At 68.1% G+C, this 20,964-nt stretch carries 25 protein-coding genes; 12 read left to right on the top strand and 13 right to left on the bottom strand.

Features of this window, described 5'->3' with window-relative positions:
* Window positions 1-13 precede the first annotated feature (13 nt).
* A complete protein-coding gene (locus tag OB2597_RS07145; protein WP_009804870.1) occupies window positions 14-487 on the top strand; it encodes a CinA family protein in 474 nt (157 codons plus the stop codon).
* 43 nt (window positions 488-530) lie between these two features.
* Here OB2597_RS07145 and OB2597_RS07140 read toward each other — a convergent pair whose 3' ends face one another.
* The 3 genes from OB2597_RS07140 to OB2597_RS07130 form a co-directional block, all read right to left on the bottom strand.
* Window positions 531-1,820, bottom strand: coding sequence for an MmgE/PrpD family protein (locus OB2597_RS07140; protein WP_009804869.1), 1,290 nt, complete (start codon window positions 1,818-1,820; stop codon window positions 531-533).
* Window positions 1,821-1,886: 66 nt separating this feature from the next.
* Window positions 1,887-2,426: a hypothetical protein gene (locus OB2597_RS07135; RefSeq protein ID WP_009804868.1), complete on the bottom strand. Its 540-nt coding sequence runs from the start codon at window positions 2,424-2,426 to the stop codon at window positions 1,887-1,889.
* Window positions 2,427-2,549: 123 nt separating this feature from the next.
* Window positions 2,550-3,005: a type II toxin-antitoxin system RatA family toxin gene (locus OB2597_RS07130; protein ID WP_009804867.1), complete on the bottom strand. Its 456-nt coding sequence runs from the start codon at window positions 3,003-3,005 to the stop codon at window positions 2,550-2,552.
* 71 nt (window positions 3,006-3,076) lie between these two features.
* On the opposite strand from OB2597_RS07130, the gene hpt reads away from it, so the two are divergent.
* The 3 genes from hpt (at window position 3,077) to OB2597_RS07115 (ending at window position 5,098) form a co-directional block, all read left to right on the top strand.
* On the top strand, window positions 3,077-3,619 hold the full coding sequence (gene hpt / locus OB2597_RS07125) for a hypoxanthine phosphoribosyltransferase (protein WP_009804866.1): 543 nt from the start codon (window positions 3,077-3,079) through the stop codon (window positions 3,617-3,619).
* A 96-nt stretch (window positions 3,620-3,715) separates the two neighbouring features.
* Window positions 3,716-4,189, top strand: a complete 474-nt coding sequence (locus tag OB2597_RS07120; RefSeq protein ID WP_009804865.1) for a c-type cytochrome — start codon at window positions 3,716-3,718, stop codon at window positions 4,187-4,189.
* A gap of 15 nt (window positions 4,190-4,204) precedes the next feature.
* A complete protein-coding gene (locus OB2597_RS07115; protein WP_009804864.1) occupies window positions 4,205-5,098 on the top strand; it encodes a c-type cytochrome in 894 nt (297 codons plus the stop codon).
* 54 nt (window positions 5,099-5,152) lie between these two features.
* Here OB2597_RS07115 and lipA read toward each other — a convergent pair whose 3' ends face one another.
* The 5 genes from lipA to OB2597_RS07090 all read right to left on the bottom strand — a co-directional run bounded on the left by lipA (window position 5,153) and on the right by OB2597_RS07090 (window position 9,826).
* Entirely contained in the window at window positions 5,153-6,109 is a 957-nt protein-coding gene (lipA, locus tag OB2597_RS07110) for a lipoyl synthase (protein ID WP_009804863.1), read from the bottom strand.
* 206 nt (window positions 6,110-6,315) lie between these two features.
* The gene (locus OB2597_RS07105; protein ID WP_009804862.1) at window positions 6,316-6,408 is read right to left on the bottom strand and encodes a hypothetical protein; all 93 of its coding nucleotides are present in this window, start codon (window positions 6,406-6,408) and stop codon (window positions 6,316-6,318) included.
* Window positions 6,408-7,415: a cytochrome d ubiquinol oxidase subunit II gene (gene cydB / locus OB2597_RS07100; RefSeq protein ID WP_009804861.1), complete on the bottom strand. Its 1,008-nt coding sequence runs from the start codon at window positions 7,413-7,415 to the stop codon at window positions 6,408-6,410. Before cydB ends, OB2597_RS07105 begins: the two co-directional genes overlap by 1 nt.
* The gene (locus OB2597_RS07095; RefSeq protein WP_009804860.1) at window positions 7,412-8,827 is read right to left on the bottom strand and encodes a cytochrome ubiquinol oxidase subunit I; all 1,416 of its coding nucleotides are present in this window, start codon (window positions 8,825-8,827) and stop codon (window positions 7,412-7,414) included. Before OB2597_RS07095 ends, cydB begins: the two co-directional genes overlap by 4 nt.
* Before the next feature lie 51 nt (window positions 8,828-8,878).
* Window positions 8,879-9,826, bottom strand: coding sequence for a hydrogen peroxide-inducible genes activator (locus tag OB2597_RS07090; protein ID WP_009804859.1), 948 nt, complete (start codon window positions 9,824-9,826; stop codon window positions 8,879-8,881).
* A gap of 88 nt (window positions 9,827-9,914) precedes the next feature.
* On the opposite strand from OB2597_RS07090, the gene OB2597_RS07085 reads away from it, so the two are divergent.
* Window positions 9,915-10,646: a VIT1/CCC1 transporter family protein gene (locus tag OB2597_RS07085; protein ID WP_040609583.1), complete on the top strand. Its 732-nt coding sequence runs from the start codon at window positions 9,915-9,917 to the stop codon at window positions 10,644-10,646.
* Here the strand turns inward: OB2597_RS07085 and OB2597_RS07080 are convergent.
* On the bottom strand, window positions 10,643-11,731 hold the full coding sequence (locus OB2597_RS07080; protein WP_009804857.1) for a DUF6456 domain-containing protein: 1,089 nt from the start codon (window positions 11,729-11,731) through the stop codon (window positions 10,643-10,645). The two genes, OB2597_RS07085 and OB2597_RS07080, sit on opposite strands and share 4 nt — an antisense overlap.
* A gap of 240 nt (window positions 11,732-11,971) precedes the next feature.
* Here OB2597_RS07080 and OB2597_RS07075 point away from each other — a divergent pair, with 240 nt between their 5' ends.
* Window positions 11,972-12,259 (top strand): DUF6477 family protein, encoded by a 288-nt coding sequence (locus tag OB2597_RS07075; RefSeq protein ID WP_009804856.1) that lies wholly within the window; start codon window positions 11,972-11,974, stop codon window positions 12,257-12,259.
* Here the strand turns inward: OB2597_RS07075 and OB2597_RS07070 are convergent.
* Window positions 12,252-13,799, bottom strand: coding sequence for a trimethylamine methyltransferase family protein (locus OB2597_RS07070; protein ID WP_009804855.1), 1,548 nt, complete (start codon window positions 13,797-13,799; stop codon window positions 12,252-12,254). The two genes, OB2597_RS07075 and OB2597_RS07070, sit on opposite strands and share 8 nt — an antisense overlap.
* Before the next feature lie 470 nt (window positions 13,800-14,269).
* Here OB2597_RS07070 and guaA point away from each other — a divergent pair, with 470 nt between their 5' ends.
* Together guaA and OB2597_RS07060 are read left to right on the top strand one after the other, a co-directional pair.
* Window positions 14,270-15,841, top strand: a complete 1,572-nt coding sequence (guaA, locus tag OB2597_RS07065; RefSeq protein ID WP_009804854.1) for a glutamine-hydrolyzing GMP synthase — start codon at window positions 14,270-14,272, stop codon at window positions 15,839-15,841.
* A gap of 135 nt (window positions 15,842-15,976) precedes the next feature.
* A complete protein-coding gene (locus OB2597_RS07060; protein WP_009804853.1) occupies window positions 15,977-16,411 on the top strand; it encodes a Fur family transcriptional regulator in 435 nt (144 codons plus the stop codon).
* A 24-nt stretch (window positions 16,412-16,435) separates the two neighbouring features.
* Here OB2597_RS07060 and OB2597_RS07055 read toward each other — a convergent pair whose 3' ends face one another.
* Complete coding sequence (locus OB2597_RS07055; RefSeq protein WP_009804852.1) at window positions 16,436-16,741, bottom strand: ATP-dependent Clp protease adaptor ClpS; 306 nt, start codon at window positions 16,739-16,741, stop codon at window positions 16,436-16,438.
* Window positions 16,742-17,010: 269 nt separating this feature from the next.
* Here OB2597_RS07055 and eno point away from each other — a divergent pair, with 269 nt between their 5' ends.
* Both eno and OB2597_RS07045 read left to right on the top strand, forming a co-directional pair.
* On the top strand, window positions 17,011-18,285 hold the full coding sequence (gene eno, locus OB2597_RS07050) for a phosphopyruvate hydratase (protein ID WP_009804850.1): 1,275 nt from the start codon (window positions 17,011-17,013) through the stop codon (window positions 18,283-18,285).
* A complete protein-coding gene (locus OB2597_RS07045; RefSeq protein ID WP_009804849.1) occupies window positions 18,282-18,638 on the top strand; it encodes a DUF2568 domain-containing protein in 357 nt (118 codons plus the stop codon). The genes eno and OB2597_RS07045 overlap by 4 nt, the downstream gene beginning before the upstream one ends.
* A 60-nt stretch (window positions 18,639-18,698) precedes the next feature.
* Here the strand turns inward: OB2597_RS07045 and OB2597_RS07040 are convergent, their stop codons facing one another.
* Window positions 18,699-19,205 (bottom strand): PRC-barrel domain-containing protein, encoded by a 507-nt coding sequence (locus OB2597_RS07040; RefSeq protein ID WP_009804848.1) that lies wholly within the window; start codon window positions 19,203-19,205, stop codon window positions 18,699-18,701.
* A gap of 100 nt (window positions 19,206-19,305) precedes the next feature.
* Entirely contained in the window at window positions 19,306-19,800 is a 495-nt protein-coding gene (locus OB2597_RS07035) for a PRC-barrel domain-containing protein (RefSeq protein WP_009804847.1), read from the bottom strand.
* Between OB2597_RS07035 and OB2597_RS07030 the strand changes: the two genes are divergently transcribed.
* Together OB2597_RS07030 and OB2597_RS07025 are read left to right on the top strand one after the other, a co-directional pair.
* On the top strand, window positions 19,781-20,446 hold the full coding sequence (locus OB2597_RS07030) for a GNAT family N-acetyltransferase (protein WP_009804846.1): 666 nt from the start codon (window positions 19,781-19,783) through the stop codon (window positions 20,444-20,446). The two genes, OB2597_RS07035 and OB2597_RS07030, sit on opposite strands and share 20 nt — an antisense overlap.
* Complete coding sequence (locus OB2597_RS07025; protein ID WP_009804845.1) at window positions 20,443-20,868, top strand: cupin domain-containing protein; 426 nt, start codon at window positions 20,443-20,445, stop codon at window positions 20,866-20,868. Before OB2597_RS07030 ends, OB2597_RS07025 begins: the two co-directional genes overlap by 4 nt.
* The last annotated feature ends 96 nt before the right edge of the window (window positions 20,869-20,964 follow it).

Raw genomic sequence — 20,964 nt, 5'->3', positions numbered from 1 at the left:
GAGAAAGATCGCCATGTCCGTCACACCCGAAGCCCTGCTCGAGGCCTGCCGCACCGCGGGGGTCACGCTCGTCACCGCCGAGAGTTGCACCGGCGGCATGGTCTCGTCGGCGCTGATCGACATCGCGGGATCGTCCGACGTGGTGCTGGGCGGTGTCGTGGCCTATTCCAACGGCATCAAGCGCGACGTGCTGGGCGTGCGCGAAGAGACGTTGAAGGCCCACGGCGCGGTCAGCGAGGAAACCGCCATCGAGATGGCCACCGGCGCGCTCGCCCGGCTGGGCGCCGAGGTGGCCGTCGGGATCACCGGCGTGGCCGGCCCCGGCGGCAGCGGATCGAAGCCCGAGGGCATGGTCTGTTTCGCGGTGACCCGGCGCGGCGGCGAGACGCGGGCCGAGACCTGCCAGTTCGGCGCGCTCGGCCGGAACGCCGTGCGCGCGGCCTCGCGCGATCAGGCGTTCGAGATGATCAGGGGCCTGCTGGACTAGGCACCGCGCGCCGCCCGGCCGAGGGGCCGGTCCGGCCGGGCGATCAACCGCGCAGGAAGGCCCCGACCTCGCGCGCCGGTGCGCCCCCCTCGACCAGGTCCCGCGCTTCGGCGGCGCGGGGACCGAGCAGGCTTTCGGCCTTGGCGCCGACCTTCGCCGCCTTCTCGTCCGGCGGCAGCGGGGCGTCGAGATCGTGAAAGGCCTCTCTGTCGCCCGCATCCGTGACGACCCGCACGCGCGCCTGCATCTCGGTCAGCCCATCGTCGGGGATCACCCGCACCCTGTCGCGCAGGGCGGCGAGGTCGTCGCGCGCGCAAAGCGCGGCGGTATAGCTCTCCAGCTTTGCCGTATCGACGCCCAGAACGGCCATCGGCAGGACAGTGGCATAGGAGAATTTTGCGCCGAGGCCGGTGGTCGGCGCAGGCTGGTTGCAGACGGTCATCCAGCGGGGATGGGTCGCGACCTCGATCCGGTCGATCCGGTCCGGGGCGATCGGCAGCAGCCCCGCCACCGCCTCGAGGGCGGCGTGCAATCCGTGGCAGCAGGCGTGGAACTTGTGAGCGACCGAGGCGAAATGCCAGCGCTCGCCCAGCCCGTCCAGCGCCGTCTCGTCCCCCGCGCCGTGGTGCGTCTCGCCAAAACCCTGCGGGCCGTCCAGGCCCTGCGGCGCCGGTTCGAACCCCTTGGCCACCAGCAGCGCGGCCTCGACCCCCGTCGCCGCGGCGAGGCCCGCGTTGTAGGGCTTGCCCATGGTGCCGAACTGGCTCTTGAGGCCCGCCGCGCGGGTCCCCGCGAGGCCGAGCACCGCCTGCAACGCCGTGGCCTCCAGCCCCAGCAGCCGGCCGGCGGCCAGCGCCGCGCCGAAGGCCCCGGCGGTGGCCGTCTGGTGAAACCCGACCTGGTAATGGCCGCGCCCCAGCCAGATGCCGACGCGGATCGAGGCCTCCATGCCGATCAGCGCGGCGGTCCGAAGCTGCCCGCCGTCCAGCCCCTCGCCCTCGGCGATGGCGAGGGCGGCGGGAAAGACGGCGACCGAGGGGTGGCCGATATGCGCGAAATGCGTGTCGTCGTAGTCCAGCGCATGGGACGTCGCGCCATTGACCAGCGCGGCGGCCCGCGCCGGAACGCGCCCCCCGCCGAAAAGCGAGGCCTGGGCCGCGCCGCCCTCTTCCATCACCATGTCGCGGGTGATCCGGGCGACCGGTTCGTCGGTGCCGGCGCAGCCGCAGGCGATCCAGTCGAGCATCGACAGGCGCAGGATCCGCGCCGTCGCGTCGGGAATGCGCGGATCGGGGGCGGCGGCGAAGGCCGCCAGGGCTTGGGACAATGTCATGGGATCCTCCTCCGGTCGGAGAAGGACCCTAGTCGTGTTTTCCGCTGCCCGAAAGTGGGCCCCGCATCAGGCGCGCTTGTCCATCGTCGCGCCGAACCGCGACTGCTCGGTCTGGCCATAGGCGCTCAGGCTGTCGGACCGATGCACCGAAAGCGGCGCGAAGGGATCCTCGGCCAGCCCGTCGAGAAGCGATTCCGACTTGGCCCTGGCCTGCGCCGCAATCGCGGCCCGGCGCACGAAGTCGACGGCGATGACCTCGTCCTCGCGCTCTTCCGGCTCGGCCAGAACCGCGGCGATGACCTTCTCGTCGTCGGATGCCGCCTCGGTCCGGTGACGATGCGTCGCGGCCGCGCTGTTTCCGGCCTGCGCCTGTTCCGCCTTCACGACCTTCTCGGACGCCGGCGGCGCCACTTCGACCGACGCGGCGACCGGCGGGGCCGTCACCGTGACCGCCGGTTCCTCGGCCTTCTTCGCTTGGCCGGGCGCCTTGGCGGAATTGCCGTTCTCGGCACCGTCGGCCTTGCCGTTTCCGTTGCCGTTGCCGTTGTTGCCCGGGTTCGTGATGTTCGTGACGACTGGCGTCAGTATGTTGCTGAATAGGGACATATCGTTCTCCGTGGCGTTTCTACCCGCGCAGAACTTCGTCCGAAATTGAGGTGGTTTTGTGTTGCGCACCCGGCACATCCGCCACGTTCAGGTGAAAAACCGCATGGCGGGAGTGCAGAAATGTCAGGCGGTCCTGTCGCCGTACAGTTCGTGCGCGCGATCTTCGAAGGCCCGGACGATTCGTTGCATCGCCTCATTAAATACAACGCCGACAATACCTTGCAGGACGGCGTTACGGAATTCAAAGTCCACGTGGAAGGACACGTCGCAGCCGTTTTCGGCATCTTCGAAGGCCCAGTCCGACTTCATGTAGCGAAACGGTCCGTCCACGTATTCGGTATCAATCCGTTTTTCCGAATGCCACAGAACCACGCGCGATCCGAACTTTTCCCGGAAAACCTTGAACGAGATGACAAGGTCGGCCTCCATCACCTCGTGATCCCCCCGATCCTCGCGCGAGGTGATGCGCGCCGCGGCGCACCACGGCAAGAACTGCGGATACGAGCCGACATCGGCGACGAGGTCGAACATCTGCTGTGCGGAATACGGCAGGCGGCGGGTCTCGGAATGGGTCGGCATAGGGGCCTTTTGTCTCGTTTACTTAAGGGGTTCATGTCGTATGGTGGCGCGGGAAGATCAAGGGTGGAACCATGACGACGCGTCCATATGTCATCGACCAGATGATCTCGGCCAAGGCCATCGCCGCCCGGATCGAGGAACTCACCGACGAGATCAAGCGACTGTTCCCCGCCGACGAACGGCTCGTCGTGGTGGGGCTCCTGCGCGGCTCGTTCGTCTTCATCGCCGATCTGGTGCGTGAATTGCGCGACCGCGAGGTGGAGGTCGATTTCATCGAGGCCTCCTCCTACGGCAACGCGATGGAATCCTCGCGCGAGGTGCGGATTCTCAAGGATCTGCGCGGCGAGGTCGAAGGGCGCAACGTGCTTGTGGTCGAGGATATCGTGGATACGGGCCATACGCTGAATCACGTGATCCACATCCTCAGGGCGCGCAATCCCAAGCAGCTCAGGACCATCGCGCTGCTCGACAAGCCGACGCGCCGCGAGGTCGATTTCAAGGCCGACTGGACCGGTTTCGAGATTCCGGACGAATTCGTCGTGGGCTACGGGATCGACTATGCGCAGTGCAACCGCAACCTGCCGTTCATCGGCAAGGTCCGTTTCACCGAGTGACCCGGCCGCGTCGCTCTTCACGCATTCGTCAGCACCCGACACGGAACTCTGCGTTACGCTGGCCGCGTGAGTGTACCTGACAGGGAGTCATCGAACATGAAAAAATTCTTTTACGGCCTTATCCTGGCAACCGCCGGACTGGGCGGGACCGCCATGGCCGAAAGTCATATGTCGAACGAAGGGCTGATGAAGGCCGCCAAGGCCCGGCAGGCGACGATGCAGCTTTACGCCTTCAACCTCGGCGTCCTCGGCAACATGGCCAAGGGCACGACGGATTACGATGCCGAGGCCGCTTCGGCCGCGGCCGGCAACCTGGTGAAACTCTCGACGCAGGACCAGACCGCCTATTGGCTGCCCGGCACCGCGCAGGGCGAGATCGAGGGCTCGCGCGCGCTGCCTGCGATCTGGGACGACATGGCCGGTGTCTCCGAGGCGGCACAGGCGCTGGTGGATGCCGCCATGACCTTGGAAGAGGCCGCGGGCACCGATCTCGACGCGCTTCGGGCGGCCATGGGCGGCCTCGGCGGCGCATGCGGCGGCTGCCACAAAGCGTATCGCGCCTCGCAGTAGGACCGGAGAGGGGCCATGTACAGGTTTCTCGCAGTGCTGGCCTGTCTCGTCGTGCTGGGGCTGGCCGGTTTCTGGATCGCCACCATGCCGCGGCCCCTGCCCGACGACACCTTCGCCGGCCTGACCGGCGATGCCGCACGGGGCGAGGTCATCTTCTGGGCCGGCGGCTGCGCCTCGTGCCACGCCGCGCCCGGGGCCAAGGGAGAGGGCGAGGACCGGCTCGTCCTTGCCGGCGGGCGCCCCTTCCCGTCCGATTTCGGCACCTTCCACGCCCCCAACATCTCGCCCGGCGCGGCCGGGATCGGCGGCTGGTCGGTCCGCGATCTCGGCAACGCCATGCGCCGGGGCCTGTCGCCCGGAGGCGCGCATTACTATCCCGCCTTCCCCTACACCTCCTATATCCGGGCCGCGCCGCAGGACATCGCGGATCTCCATGCCTTCCTGCAGACGCTGCCCGCCTCCGACACTCCGAACATCCCCCACGAGGTGGGGTTTCCCTTTTCGGTCCGGCGCCTGCTGGGCGGCTGGAAACTGCTGTTCCTGTCCGAGGACTGGGTCCTGGCCGAGCCCGAGACGGACGAGATCGCCCGCGGGCGCTATCTCGTCGAGGCCCTGGGCCACTGCGCCGAATGCCACACGCCGCGCAATGCCTTGGGCGCGCCGGACCGGGATCGGTGGCTCGCCGGGGCACCCTCGCCCGACGGGCCCGGTACGATCCCCAACATCACCCCCGCGCGGCTCGACTGGTCCGCGGTCGATATCGCGGCCTATCTCAAGACGGGGTTCACCCCGGATTTCGACAGCGCCGGGGGCGACATGGCCGAGGTCGTGCAGAACCTGTCGCACCTGTCGGATGCCGATCTCGCCGCGATCGCGGCCTATCTCAAGGCCGTGCCGCCGGTCGAATGATCCCCCGCGGCGCCATCGGCTGCATGCCGCTCGGCGCGCGCTGCCGCCCGGCCGTCAGGCGCTCTGACCCAGCTTCTTCAGCCGATTCTCGCGCAGCCGCGCGAAATCGTCGCCCGCATGGTAGGACGACCGGGTCAGCGGCGTGGCCGACACCATCAGGAAGCCCTTGTTGTAGGCCGTCTTCTCGTAGCTGGCGAATTCCTCGGGCGGGACGAACCGGTCGACCGCGTGATGCTTGGGCGTGGGCTGGAGGTACTGGCCGATGGTCAGGAAATCGATGTCGGCAGCGCGCATGTCCTCCATCACCTGCACGACCTGCTGCCGGGCCTCGCCCAGCCCGACCATGATGCCCGACTTGGTGAACATCGCCGGGTCCAGTTCCTTGACGCGCTGCAGCAGGCGCAGCGAATGGAAATAGCGCGCGCCGGGCCGCACCTCGGGATAGAGGCCGGGCACGGTTTCCAGGTTGTGGTTGAAGACATCGGGCTTCGCCGCCACCACGACCTCCAGCGCCTCGGGACCGCAGCGGATGAAGTCCGGCGTGAGGATCTCGATGGTGGTGCCGGGGGCCCGGTGGCGGATGGCGCGGATGGTCTGGGCGAAATGCTCGGCCCCGCCGTCCTCGATATCGTCCCGGTCCACGCTGGTGATGACCACGTGGTTCAGCCCCAGCTTGGCCACAGCATCGGCGACCCGGCCCGGCTCGAACACGTCGAGCGCCTCGGGCGGCTTGCCGGTGGCGATGTTGCAGAAGGTGCAGGCGCGGGTGCAGACCTCGCCCATGATCATCATCGTGGCGTGGCCCTGGCTCCAGCATTCGCCGGCGTTCGGGCAACCCGCCTCCTCGCAGACGGTGGTCAGCCGATGCTCGCGCATGATGCTGCGGGTCTCGAAATACCCCTTGGACGTCGGCGCCTTGACGCGGATCCAGTCCGGCTTTCTCGGCTGGGGGTTGTCCGGCTTGCGCGCCTTTTCGGGATGGCGCTGTTCGGGGATCTTGAGATCGCGCATGTCTGGCCCTGAAGTCTTTTGTCCAACATAGGCCGCCCGGCCGCCGATGACCAGCCCGGCCCGCGCCCCGCAGACCCGCCCTGCCCCCTGTGCAACGCCCTGCTTCTTTGGTCCGGGAAATATCCCGGGAGGTCCGGAGGGCAGCGCCCTCCGGGGCCCTTGCGGCCCGAGCAAAAATGGATCGTGCGCGCCGCAGGCGCACCGCGTCACGTCAGGACGGACCGGATCGCCAGGGCCACCAGCCCGACCGCCGCGACGCCCGCGCACCAGAAGGCCAGGAACCACAGCGCCCGGCGCATCAGTGATAGCCCTCGTCGGGGTCGGTCTTGCCGCGGAAGACCCAGTAGGCATAGGCGGTATAGCCCAGGATCATCGGGATCAGCACCAGCGCGCCGGCCAGCAGGAACCACAGCGAGGCATCCGGCGCGGCGGCCTCGGCGATGGTGATGGAATGCGGCACCATGTAGGGGTAGAGGCTGATGCCCAGGCCGATGAAGCTCAGCACGAAGACCGCCAGCGCCGACAGAAACGGCCAGGCGTCGCGGTCCCTGCGCAGCCCCTGCACGAAAAGCAGCGCGGCCAGGCCGATGGCCAGCGGCACCCAGATCGTGAAGAAGACGTTCGGACGGGCGAACCAACGGTCGAGATAGGCGGGATCGAGAAACGGCGTCGCCAGCGACACCGCCCCGACCAGCACCAGCGTCGCCGCCCCGGTGATCCAGGACAGGCGCCGCGCCCGGTCGCGCAGGTAGCCGGTGGTCTTCATCACCAGCCAGGTCGCGCCCAGCAGGGCATAGCCCGCCACCAGCGCGACGGCGGTCAGCAGCGAAAAGGTGGTCAGCCAGTCCCAGTCGCCGCCCGAATAGGCGCGGTTCTCGACCTCGATCCCCTGCACCAGCGCGCCCAGGATCAGCCCCTGGCTTAGCGTCGCGATCAGGCTGCCGCCGAAAAAACTGATGTCCCACAATATCTTGTGGCGGGGATTGCGGTGGCGGAACTCGAAGGCCACGCCACGGAAGATCAGCGCCAGCAGCATGGCGATGACCGGCGGGTAAAGCGCCGGCATGATCACCGCATAGGCCAGCGGAAACACCGCGAAGAGCCCGCCTCCGCCCAGGACCAGCCAGGTCTCGTTGCCGTCCCAGACCGGGGCGATGGTGTCCATCGCATGGCCTCGGTCCCGTTCGCCGCCGAGAAAGGGGAACAGGATCCCCGTGCCCAGGTCGAAACCGTCGAGGATGACATAGGCGAGCACGGCAAAGGCGATCAACCCCGCCCAGATGAAGGAAAGCTCCTGCCCGATCATGCCTCCATCTCCCCGTCCGCATCGACATCTTCCGCCGGCCCCGGCGTCACGCCGGCGGCGCGTGTGGGGCCGTGCACCGGCTCGGGATCGCCGCCCTCGGGCGGGTGGCCCATCAGCCGGAACAGATAGTAGGTGCCGATCCCGAAAATCACGAAATAGACCACGATGAAGGCCATGAGCGACGAGGACACCGCCGAGAGTTCCACCGGCGAGACCGAATCCTGCGTCTTGAGCAGCCCGTAGACCGTCCAGGGCTGGCGCCCGACCTCGGTCGTGATCCAGCCGCAGAGCACCGCGACAAAGCCCATCGGCCCCATGGCGATGGCGGCGCGGTGCAGCACGGGACTGTCGAACAGCCGGCCCCGCCACCACGCGACCGCCCCCCAGAGCCCGAGCCCCAGCATCGCGAAGCCCAGGCCCGCCATGACCCGGAAGGTCCAGAAGATCAGCTCGGCGCTCGGCCGTTCGTCGGGCGGAAAATCCCTGAGCCCCGGCAGGGGCGAGGTCAGGTCGTGGGTCAGGATGATGTTCGAGAGATAGGGAATCTCGACGGCATAGCGCACCGTCCCGGTCTCGTCGTCGGGAATGCCGAAGAGGATCAGCGGCGCACCGCCCTCGGGGTGGCCGTCATAATGCCCTTCCATCGCGGCGATCTTGGCAGGCTGATGCTCCAGCGTGTTCAGCCCGTGCAGATCGCCGGCCAGGATCTGCAGCGGCGCGGTCACGACCAGCATCCCCATGGCCATGCCGAACATCACCCGCGCCGCGGCATCCCGGCTGTCCCGCAGCAGGTGCCAGCCGCCGACACCGCCCACCACCAGCGCCGTGGTCAGGTAGGCCGCCAGCACCATGTGCACGAAGCGATAGGGAAAGGAGGGGTTGAAGACGATGGCCCACCAGTCGGTCGGGACGAACTGGCCCTGGTCGTTCATCGCGAACCCCACGGGCGTCTGCATCCACGAATTCACCGACAGGATCCAGAAGGCCGAGCCCAGGGTGCCGATGGCCACCATCAGCGTCGCCAGCAGGTGCAGCCCCGGCCCGACCCGCGACCGGCCGAAGAGCATCACCCCCAGGAAACCGGCCTCGAGAAAGAAGGCCGACAGGACCTCGTAGCCCATCATCGGCCCCAGCACCGGCCCCGTCTTGTCGGAAAAGACCGACCAGTTGGTGCCGAACTGGTAGGACATCACGATGCCCGAGACGACCCCCATGCCGAAGGCCACGGCGAAGATCGTCTTCCAGAAATCGAACAGGCGGATGAACACATCCCGCCCGGTCGCATAGTGCAGCGCGTTCAGGACGGCCAGGAACGAGGCCAGTCCGATCGAGAAGGCGGGAAAGATGATGTGAAAGGCCACCGTGAAGGCGAATTGGAAACGGGCCAGTTCAAGCGCAGTGAAATCGAACATCGGCAGACCTTTGTCACTGTTCCTCACATAGATATGACGATGGCCGCGCGTTCAACCGGCTGCGCCAATCTGCCCCGGTAGCCGCAGATCGGCCGACAGGTCGACGATGATCTGCGCCAGGGCGTCGAACCACTGTGCCTCGGGCGCCGTGGCCCGGCGGACGAGGCCGATGGTGCGAAAGGGCTCGGGCGCGGCGAACCGCAGGAGCGTGAGATCCCGCGCCTCGGTCCTGGCGGCCATCTCGGGCAGCAGCGTCAGCCCGAACCCCGCCGCCACGAGCCGCGAGAGCGTGGACAGCGACGAGGCGCCGGTGTTGATCTGGGCGTGTCCCCTGCCCCGGCCGCAGACGTCCAGCGCCTGGTCGGTCAGGCAATGGCCGTCTTCCAGCAGCATCAGCTGGCTCGCCCCGATCTCGGTCGGGCGGAGGGTTTCGGCCTCGGCGCCGAGCGCCCCGATCCGCGCCGCGCTCCCCGCCAGCAGGAACCGGTCGTCGAAGAGCCGGCGCTCGATCATCTGCCCGCCGCCCGAGGGCAGCGCCATGATCGCCGCGTCGATGCGGCCGGCGGCGAGTTCGTCCAGCAGGCGCGCGGTCTTGCCCTCCTGCACCTGCACGTCCAGCGCGATGTCCTCGGCCCGCAGCCGCGCGAGCAGGCCCGGCAGCAGATAGGGCGCCACGGTCGGGATCACGCCGAGCGCCAGCCGCCCGGCCAGCCCGTCCTTCCAGCGCGCCGCCTCTTCGAGGTCGCGCAGTTCCTCCAGCACCCGCGTCGCATGGACGAGGATCCGCCGGCCGAAGGGCGTCAGAACGACGCGGCGGGCGTTGCGTTCCACCAAAGGCGCGCCCAGCGTCTCCTCCAGCGCCTTGATCTGCATCGACAGGGCGGGCTGCGACACCCGCTCTGCCAGCGCGGCACGGCCGAAATTGCCGTGGTCGGCCAGTGCCTTGAAATAAGCGAGCTGTCGGAGCGTGAGGTTCATGGCGGCATGATAGGCGAACATCGGGGCGGCACAAGCTGCGGCACAGCCCATGCTTGCCCTGCCGGTCCGGTTCCTGCATGTCCTCGTGCAACGGCCGCCGGAGGGACGGATGAGTATCGACTGGACACAGCACCGCCGCAAGGCGCACGGGCTCGGGCGGGTGCAGGAATTCCTCAAGCAGATCGTCTATGGCGGCAATGACGGGATCGTCACCACCTTTGCCATCGTCGCCGGTTTCGCCGGCGCGCAGGCCGAGGGGGTGCAGCAGATCGGCGGGCTGGCGGTGCTGGTCTTCGGGCTTGCCAACCTGTTTGCCGACGGCGTGTCGATGGGGCTGGGCGAATTCCTGTCCGGCCGCGCCGGCAACGATCTGTTCCACACCCGCCGCCGGATGGAGCTGCGCGAGATCGCGGAGAACCCGGACCAAGAGCGGGCCGAGCTGTTCACCATCCTGTGCCAGCGCGGCCTGCCCCCCGGCGAGGCCGACAAGGTCACCGACATCCTGCTGCGCCATCCCGAGATGATGGCCGATCTGATGATGACCTACGAATTCGGGATGCATGATCCGGCCGAGGACGATCCGGCGGTCAACGGGCTGTTCACATTCGGCAGTTTCATCACCTTCGGAGCCATTCCGCTTGTGCCCTATTTCCTTCTCGAGCCCTCGTCCTCGACCTTCCGCCTTTCGGTCATGGCGACCTTCACCGCGCTGATCGCGCTGGGGGTCCTTCGCTGGAGCGCGACGCGCGAGCGGATGGGCCGCGCGGTCGGGGAAACGGTTCTCCTGGGTGCGATCTGCGCCGCCGTGGCCTTTGCCGTCGGCTGGCTCGTGGGCGGCTAGCCGATCAGCCCGCCGCCATCGTTCAGCCCGTCGTAGTGCTGCCGGAGCCGCTGCAGCGCGATACGCAGAACGATCTTTCCGGACCGGGCCGACCAGCCCAGCTTCTTCTCTGCCCTTTCCAGCCCCTGCAGGCGGCAGCAGCATTCCAGGACCACGTCGCCGAGACCGGGGCCGAGCGCGCGCAGCGCCGAGGAGACCCGCGCCCGCGCCGCCGCCGCCCCGGAAACGGCGGTGTCTGTCCCGCCCCCCGGCCCCGAGGTGCCGGCGGTGAGGTAATCGTCCCAGTTGGTCGCCACGCGCGGCTCCATCTGGGCGAGTTCGAAATCGTCCTGGATCCGTTCGGCCGCGCGCACCAGTGGTGCCGGCAGGAAGGGCACGCCATTCCGGTCGCGGCGCCGGGCGAGGGCCAGGACAGGCGTCTCGGGAAGACCGAGCCGGCGGCGCGCCGGAGGCTCGGCCGCAGGTTGGCCGGGAAAGCGGCTGGTCCCCCCGGAAAATCCGCCGGCCCGGTTCTCGGCGCGTGCGATCAGCGATTTCAGGACCGACCGGCCGAGCGCGGATACCCGGTAGCGGCAGAGCGCACCGGACCCGGTACAGATGATCCAGCGGTTCAGCGCCAGCGCCTGCGCCACGCGGCGGTCCACCACGCCCAGCCTGTGCGCCTCGCCGGCCGGGGTGTTGCGCACAATCACAGCGCGATCCATCTCGGCCGAAACGGCCAGCACCGCACCCGGGTTGGACAATCCGCGCAGGGCGGGAATGGCCCGCTCTTCCAGCTCGGGTCGTGCCATGGCATCCTCTCCGGGCTTGAAGCCGGGCAGCCCGCTCCCGAGCCTTTCTGAGGGGGCGCACACAACCGGAACGGTCTGCGCGCCAAGCCATCGGATCGCCTCGTCTATCAACAGGTCGTCGCGGGCGCTCTCGACCTGCCTGATCTGGCGCAGGACGGTCGAGGCATGGCACCCCTCGGCCCTCGCCAGCGAACGTATGGTGGATTTTCCGTCCTTGTGCGCGACATAGCGACGGATCGGCTCCGGCACCCAGTCGGGCCAGGTCTCGATCCATTGTTGGACATGTTGGGTCATGGCAGCACTCCCTGTTTCCTTTGTTCACCCGTCTCTCCTCATGCGAGAAGATTTATCCCCAGACCGGTCCACAGTCTGAAGGGTTAATGGTTTCCGATCCATTAACAATTAACCTTTCGTGGCAATCATGTTGCCAAATCGTAAACGAATTCTGGGGGCAGAGATCTCTCGACTTCCAATTCCGCAACACAACCCACGGATGTGTCACGGGACCGTTGATGCAGAAGAAGGAGTTCGACGATGCAGGATGCAGCAACCCGGTTGGCCGCGCTGCGGCGCCCCAGGATCATGATCGAGGCCGCCCGCCGGGGCGCCGCCCGCTACGATAGGGACCGTCACCTCGTGCGCATACTGGGCCGCGTGCCGCGCCGGGGGGCGGCGATGGTGCAACTGCTGGAGCTCGAGGCCGGGATGGAGGCCGCACGCCGGTCCGATCCCGGCGTCTACCGCCCCGCGCCGCACCTGGCCGCGCTGATCGCCCTGCTGGGCGAGGCGCGACTGCCGCGCGAGGGCGCGGAGGTCACATGAAGGCGTCTTCCATCGACGCCTTGCGCCGCGCCACATAGTCCGCTAGCGCCTCGGCGATGCCCGGATCCAGCGGCGGCGCCTCGTGGCGCGCCAGGAGGGTCGCCACGCGCTCCGAGGCGAGGGTCTGGGTGTCGCGCGCGCCCTCTTCGTCCCAGGTCTCGAACGGCTTGTAATCGAGCAGTTCGGTCCTCCAGAAGGCGCTCTTGTAATTGGCCTGGGTATGGGCGCAGCCGAGGTAATGCCCGCCCGGCCCGACCTCGCGGATGGCATCCATCGCCTGGGCGTTCTCGTCCGCCGCCACGCCGGCCGCCATCTTGTGCAACGCACCCAGCTGATCGGCATCCATGACGAACTTCTCGAACGAGGAGACGAGCCCCCCTTCGAGCCAGCCGCAGGAATGCAGCATGAAGTTGACGCCTCCGAGCAGGGCGGCGTTCAGCGTGTTCGCGGTCTCGTAGGCGGCCTGCGCATCCGGCAGCTTCGAGCCGCAGAGCGACCCGCCCGAGCGGAACGGCAGGTTCATCCGGCGCGCCAGCTGGCCCGCGCCGTAGAGGATCTGCGAGGCTTCGGGCGTGCCGAAGGTGGGCGCGCCCGAATTCATGTCGATCGAGGTGACGAAGGCGCCGAAGATCACCGGGGCGCCGGGACGCACGAGCTGGGCATAGGCGATGCCGGCCATCACCTCGGTCAGGACCTGCGTGAGGGTGCCCACGACCGACACGGGCGCCATGGCGCCGCCGACGATGAAGGGCGAGACGATGCAGGCCTGGTTGTTCGCGGCATAGACCTCGAGCGCGCCCATCATCGTGTCGTCGAAGGTCAGCGGCGAGTTGATGTTGATGAGCGAGGTCATCACCGTGTTCTGCTGCACGAACTCCTCGCCAAAGAGGATGCCGCACATGTCGACGCTGTCCTGTGCGCGCGAGGGTTCGGTGACCGACCCCATGAAAGGCCGGTCGGTCAGCGTCATATGCGCCATCAGCATGTCGAAGTGGCGCTTGTTGACCGGCAGGTCGGTGGGTTCGCAGACCGTGCCCCCGGAATGCTGCAGCCAGCGCGACATGTGGCCGAGCTTCACGAAGGCACGGAAATCCTCCATCGTGGCATAGCGGCGGCCGCCGGCGGCGTCGCGGACGAAGGGCGGGCCGTAGACGGGTGCGAGGACGAGGCCCTTGCCGCCGATCTCGACGTTGCGGGCGGGATTGCGCGCGTGCTGGGTGAACCGGGCGGGCGCGGTGGCGCAGAGCTGCCGCGCGAGGCCGCGGGGGATGTGGACCCGTTCGCCCTGCACGTCCGCGCCGGCCTCGCGCCAGCGGTCGAGCGCGGCGGGATTGTTGACGAAGTTGACGCCGATCTCCTCGAGCACCGTCTCGGCGTTGGCCTCGATGATCTCGAGCGTCTCGTCGCTCAACAGGTCGAAATCGGGAATATTGCGCTGGATCGTCGGCGCGGTCTCGAAATTGCCCGCCGTCCGCTCGGCCCGGCGCGCGGCCCCGCCGCCGGACCGCCCCCGCCTGCTCCGCACCGCACCTTCGCCCATGTCTCGACCTCGTTCTCACCGCCCGGATCGGCCCGGGATTTTCCCTGTCTTAACGCCGGCGCCGGGACGGGTAGGCGCGGATTGCGTCGTGTCGGGTGAAAAAGCGACATCCCGTGTGCCGGGCTGACCGGTGGAGGGGGGCCGTCTGCCCCCCGCCGCCTGCGGCGGCCCCCCCGAGGATACTTTCCGGACCAAAGAAGTAAGGGCGCGTTAACCTTGCCGTGCCATGAAGGGCGGGCGGTACAGGCGGGGACGCCGATGACCGCGACCGAAGAAGCCCCCGCCTCGTCATCCGGGGCGGGGGTGAGGATCGTCTGCTTCTTTGGTCCGGACAATATCCTCGGGGGTCGCCGCGGATGCCCCGGCATGCGCGGCGGAAGGGGGCAGACAGCCCCCTTTCGGCAGGTGCGATCCGGCTGCGCGCCGCAATGGATCTTGCGCCCGCGGGACGCGCCGACTAGAGCATCCGCATGACCGAGACCGCCCACGACCGCCTTCTGATCATCGACTTCGGCAGCCAGGTGACGCAGCTGATCGCCCGCCGCCTGCGCGAGTTGAACGTCTATTGCGAAATCCATCCCTTCCAGAACGTGAGCGCCGCCTTCCTGGAAGAGTTCGCGCCCCGGGCGGTGATCTTCTCCGGCGGCCCGGATTCGGTGATGCGCGAAGGCTCGCCCCGCCCGCCGAAGGAAGTCTACGATCTCGGCGTTCCGATCCTGGGCATCTGCTACGGCCAGCAGGTGATGATGCACGACCTCGGCGGCCGCGTGGAGGCGGGCGAACACGCCACCGCCGAGTTCGGCCGCGCCTGGGTCACTCCGACCGACACCAAGGACGGGTTCCTCACCGGCTGGTTCCTCGACGGCACGGGGCGCGAGCAGGCCTGGATGAGCCATGGCGACCATGTCTCGGAACTCGCGCCCGGCTTTCAGGTCCTGGGCACCTCGCCCGGAGCGCCGTTCGCGATCACTGCCGATACCGACCGCCGCTTCTACGCCGTGCAGTTCCACCCCGAGGTGCATCACACGCCCAACGGGCGCACGCTCTACGAGAATTTCGTGCGCATGGCCGGGTTCACCGGCGACTGGACCATGGCCGCCTATCGCGAGGAGATGGTGCAGATCATCCGCGACCAGGTGGGCGACGCCAAGGTGATCTGCGCGCTTTCAGGCGGTGTGGACAGTTCCGTCGCCGCCGCCCTGCTCCACGAGGCGATCGGCGAGAACCTGACCTGCGTCTTCGTCGATCACGGCCTCCTGCGGCTCAACGAGGCCGAAGAGGTCGTGGGGATGTTCCGCGACCACATGAACCTCTCGGTCATCCATGCGCAGGAACAGGAGCTGTTCCTGGGTGCGCTCGAGGGGGTCTCGGACCCCGAGACCAAACGCAAGACCATCGGCCGGCTCTTCATCGACGTGTTCCAGAAATACGCCGACCAGATCGAGGGGGCGCGGTTCCTGGCGCAGGGGACGCTCTACCCGGATGTCATCGAATCGGTGAGCTTTTCCGGCGGCCCCTCGGTCACGATCAAGTCGCATCACAACGTGGGCGGGCTGCCCGAGAAGATGGGGCTGAAGCTGGTCGAGCCGCTGCGCGAGCTTTTCAAGGACGAGGTCCGCACGCTCGGGCGCGAACTGGGCCTGCCCGACAGTTTCATCGGCCGCCATCCCTTTCCCGGCCCCGGCCTCGCCATACGCTGCCCCGGCGAGATCACGCGCGACAAGCTGGAGATCCTGCGCAAGGCGGATGCGGTCTATATCGACCAGATCCGCAAGCACGGGCTCTATGACGAGATCTGGCAGGCCTTCGTCGCGATCCTGCCCGTCCGGACAGTCGGCGTGATGGGCGACGGGCGGACCTACGACTATGCCTGCGCCCTGCGTGCCGTGACGAGCGTGGACGGGATGACCGCGGACTACTATCCCTTCAGCCACGACTTCCTGGGCGAGACCGCGACCCGTATCATCAACGAGGTCAAGGGCATCAACCGGGTGACCTACGACGTCACCTCGAAGCCGCCGGGCACCATCGAATGGGAGTGACCGCGCCCCGCGCGGACACGATGGCCGGGCCGCAACGATGTCCGGGGGATCGGGCCGCCAAGGGTTGAGAGACCTGGGCCGGCTGGCATAGATCTGGCCGCGCCGTTCAAGCGAATTCACCGGGGGCCGCGACGCATGGCCAAGACCAACACGATCGTCCATCGCTGCGAGACCAGCGGCCTGCGGCTGACGAGCCAGCGGCGCATCATCGCCTCGGTTCTCGACATGTCCCGCGACCACCCCGATGTCGAGGAACTGCACGCCCGGGCCGCGGCGCGCGACCCCGGCATCTCGCTGGCGACGGTCTATCGCACGGTGAAGACGCTGGAAGAGGCCGGGATCCTGGAAAAGGTCGATTTCGGCGACGGGCGCGCGCGCTACGAGGACGCGGAGCGCGATCACCACGATCACCTCATCGACATGGAAACCGGCAAGGTGATCGAGTTCGTCGACCCCGAGATCGAGGCATTGCAGGAACGGATCGCGGCCAAGCTGGGATACAGGCTGCTGGGCCACCGGCTCGAACTCTACGGCACGCGCAAGCCCGAAGACGGCGGCCAGCAGGGATAGGACAGCAGGGCCCCAGCGGCCCGCCTAGTCCTCGCGCTCGGTGGTGAAGGTCAGCGGAAAGCCCGCGTGCCGGCCCAGTTCCGTCGCCTCCCTCGCCTTTTGCTCGGCGATCTCGCGGGTGAAGACCGCCACCACGCAGGCGCCGCGCCGGTGGGCCGTCATCATCACCGCCTCGGCCTCGCCCTCGGTCATGCGGAACACCCCCTGCAACACCTTCACCACGAAGCGGCGCGGGGTGAAGTCGTCGTTGAGCAGAATGACCTTGTAGAGCTTCGGACGCTCGCTCCGCGTCGCCGTCTCGACCGTGCCTTCGGGCGCCCTGTCCAGCATCGCGGGCCTCGCGCTCTCACCGTTCCTGGCCCGAGCATCGCCGGTCCGCTCCGCCCGGTCCAGTCTTTCCGCGCGCCCCCGCCCCCCGGCGCCGCGCCCCTGCTTCATCTTGCCGGAAGTACTCCGGGGTGAATTTCGCCGCAGGCGAAAGAGGGGCAGCGCCCCTCCCCCGATCTGTTTGCGCAAACGCCCTGCCCGGCCCTTTCCAACCCTCCTCCGGGCGCCTACAAGCCCGATGAACCTGTTTGCGACACGAGGGACACGACCCCATGAGCACGATCATCGACATCCATGCCCGCGAAATCCTGGACAGCCGGGGCAACCCCACCGTCGAGGTCGACGTGACCCTCGAAGACGGCTCCATGGGCCGGGCGGCGGTGCCCTCGGGCGCCTCGACGGGGGCCTACGAGGCCGTCGAGAAGCGCGACGGGGACAAGGCGCGGTATTCGGGCAAGGGCGTGCTCGAGGCGGTGGCGGCGGTGAACGGCGAGATCGCCGAGGACCTGCTGGGGCTGGATGCGACGGACCAGATCGGGCTCGACATGGCGATGATCGAACTGGACGGGACCGACAACAAGGGCCGGCTCGGCGCGAACGCCATCCTGGGCGTGTCGCTGGCGGCGGCCAAGGCGGCGGCCGAGTTCACCATGCAACCGCTCTTTCGCTATGTCGGCGGCACCTCGGCGCGGGTCTTGCCGGTGCCGATGATGAACATCATCAACGGCGGCGAACACGCCGACAATCCCATCGACATCCAGGAATTCATGATCATGCCGGTCAGCGCGGGCAACATCCGCGAGGCCGTGCGCATGGGCTCCGAGGTCTTTCACGTCCTGAAAAAGGAGCTTTCGGCTGCGGGCATGTCCACGGGGCTCGGGGACGAGGGCGGTTTCGCACCGGAACTCAAGGGCACCCGCGACGCGCTCGACTTCGTGCTCAAGGCCATCGAGAAGGCCGGGTACAGGCCGGGCGAGGATATCCACCTCGCGCTCGACTGTGCCGCGACCGAGTATTTCGAGGGCGACAGATACGAGATGAAGGGCGAAGGCAAGTCCCTGACCGCTCGGGAAAATGTCGACTATCTCGCCGCGCTCTGCGCCGACTATCCCATCATCTCGATCGAGGACGGGTGTTCCGAGGACGACTGGGACGGCTGGAAGATGCTGACCGAGACGCTGGGCGACAAGGTGCAGCTTGTGGGTGACGACCTCTTCGTGACCAACCCCGCGCGCCTGTCGGAGGGGATCGCCAAGGGCGTGGCGAATTCCATGCTCGTGAAGGTCAACCAGATCGGGTCGCTGACCGAGACGCTCCGGGCCGTGGATATGGCGCACAGGGCGCGCTATACCAACGTCATGTCGCACCGTTCGGGCGAGACCGAGGACAGCACCATCGCGGATCTCGCCGTCGCCACGAACTGCGGTCAGATCAAGACCGGCTCGCTGGCGCGGTCGGACCGGCTGGCCAAGTACAACCAGCTGATCCGGATCGAGGAGATGCTGGGCGAGGCTGCCGAGTACGCTGGAACGTCCATTCTGAAATGAGCGCGATCCCGCCCGGACCGGCCGGCGCGCTGCACGCGGTGCTCGCGCTCGGCGTCGAGATCGCGGCGCTGGTCGCCGCGGTGCGGGCGGGGCTCGCGCTGCAGGGGGGCGGTTGGGCCGGCTGGGCGACCGGCCTGGTGCTGATGGCGGCGGTGATCGGAGCGTGGGCGCTCTGGGGCGCGCCGACGTCCGCCACGCGGCTGACCGGCACGGCCCTGCTGGGGTTCAAGGGGGCGGTGTTCCTCTTCGCGGCCGGGGGCTTCCTGATCGCCGACGGCTGGGGCGTTGCAGTCATCTTTGCGGCGGTGGCGATCCTGCATGTGACGTTGGCGCTCGCGCTCGATGCCTTGTGAGCGCAGGGAAAAGGCCCCGGCGCGATGCCGGGGCCTCTCTGATGGGATGCGGGGCGGACCTCAGTTCCAGAAGCCTTCGTCGACCGCTTCCAGGCTTTCCAGTTCTTCCTCGGTCATGTCGGTGACGATCGCGTAGCTGCGGTCATCGACGGGAACGAGGCGCATGCGTTCGATATTCAGGATCACATGCTTGTCCGCGATGTCGAGAAATCCGCCCACTTCGGCCACGACGCCGGTGAGCCTGCCGTCGCGGTTCAGCACGATGTCCTCGATCTCGCCGACATCCGTCCATTGCGTGTCGACCCTGTCAAACCGGGTGTCGGCCGACCATTCGCCACCCATTCCTGCAGTGGAATAGATCTCGCCGCCGGTGATGTCGCGCGTCCGGATCGCGCCGGCGTAATCCATGGAGCCCGCGGCATCGCTTTCGTAGGTGCCGACGTTGGTATCGGTATGCATTTCCTCTGCCGTGGTCTCCTGCGTGTCGTCCCCGGTGACCTGGGTCTGGGCCATGAGGGGGGCGGCTGTCAGCATGAGGGCGGCAAAACCCGTGAGAATCGGTTTCATCTCGGTTTTCCTTTCATTCGTTGTCTGGGTGGCCAACGCCTGAACACGGCGCAACGTTCCGGTTTGTCTCGTTTTTTTTACCGGTGACCCCTCCTGCCCCTCAGTCGTCGCCGATCAGGGGGCCGACGGCTTCGGCCTCTTCCAGCTGCGCCTGGGACATCCGTGTCACGATCATGAAGTCATCGACCTGCGGCGTCTGGACTAGGCGGATGTCGGCCAGCGGGATCAGCACGCGGCGTTCGCCGATGCCGATGAAACCGCCCACGTCCACGGTGACACCGACCACCTTGGCGTCATTGTCGAGGACGAGATCCTCGACCTCGCCGATCTCGAGCCAGCTGGCCGCCACGTCACCGAAGGGCTCGCCGCTGTTCCAGAAGGTTTCGTTGTAGTTTTCATCGAGCGAGTAGACGGCGCTCTCTTCGACCGCCTCGGCGCGGATCAGCGGGCCGTCCGCGGGAAAGGCCGAGGGTTGCCTCGCGTCGTTGGCGGCGGCCTCCTGCCCCGGGGCCGGGTCCTGGGCGGCGGTCTCGTCCTGCGCAAGGGCGGCGGTGGAGCCGAGGCAAAGCGATAGGATGGCGAATGTTCTGATCATGGCGTCCTCGTTTCTGCGTGTCGGCAGGCCAACGCCGATGCGCTATGACATGTTCCGGCCGGTGTTGGGCGGTCCGGGCGGCGATGCCGCTTGCAATCGCGGCGGCGCGTGGCACTTTGCCTGCATGCCCCGGCTCGACGTGCAGATGATCGACACACCCGACGACCTGGAAGCGGTCCGCGACCTCTGCCGCGGCTACCGCGCGCTCCTGGCCGAGCGCACGCCGGACCGGCCGGAGCTGCTCCACACCTATTACCGCGAGGCGGAGTACGAGGCCCTGCTGGAGCGGCTGCCGCAGTTGCATGCCCGGCCCGACGGGTCGATATTCCTCGCCCGACTGGAGGGCTTGCCGGTCGGCTGCGGCATGGTGCACCGGATCGGCCCGCAGACCTGCGAGATCAAGCGCGTCTTCGCCACCGAGGCGGCGCGCGGGCACGGGGTCGGCAAGGCGATCTTCGGGGCGGCGATGAGACAGGCCCGGGCGGACGGATACCGCGACATGAAGCTGGACACGATCGCGCCGCTGACCGAGGCGATCGGGCTGTACGAACGGCTTGGGTTCGTTCCCTGTGCGCCCTTCTACGATCTGCCCGAGGTGTTCGAGGGCTACGTCCGCTTCTACGGCCGCGATCTGGCGGCGGCATGACGGCCGCCGAGATCATCGCCCTGCTCGGGCTCGCGCCGCATCCCGAAGGCGGGCATTTCCGCCAGACCTGGATCGAGGACCGGCCGGAGGGACGGCCGGCGGGCACCTGCATCTATTTCCTGCTCGCCGCCGGAGAGCGCAGCCACTGGCATCGCGTCGACGCCACCGAGATCTGGCATGTCTATGCCGGCGCGCCGCTTCTGCTCCACCTCTCCGAGAGCGAGGCCGGCCCGGCGCGGACCCTTCGCCTGGGCCCCGACCTCGCGGCCGGAGAGCGGCCACAGGGCATCGTGCCCCAGCACTGGTGGCAGGCGGCCGAGACCACTGGCGACTGGACGCTCGTCGGCTGCACCGTGTCCCCCGGGTTCCGGTTCGACGGCTTCGACCTGGCGCCGCCGGGATTCGACATCCCGCACGGCTGATTCACCGGCGGCGCGGCACGTGCCGGGCGCTGCTCGCCCTTCTCGGACCTGATCCGAGGATCTCACGGGGTGCCCGGCCCCGCCTCGGGGGTCCTG

Source organism: Pseudooceanicola batsensis HTCC2597 (genome assembly GCF_000152725.1).
In the GTDB taxonomy this organism is placed as follows: Bacteria; Pseudomonadota; Alphaproteobacteria; order Rhodobacterales; family Rhodobacteraceae; genus Pseudooceanicola; species Pseudooceanicola batsensis.
The sequence above is the reverse complement of the archived record's forward strand: the minus strand, read 5'-3'. Positions and strand labels throughout refer to the sequence as shown.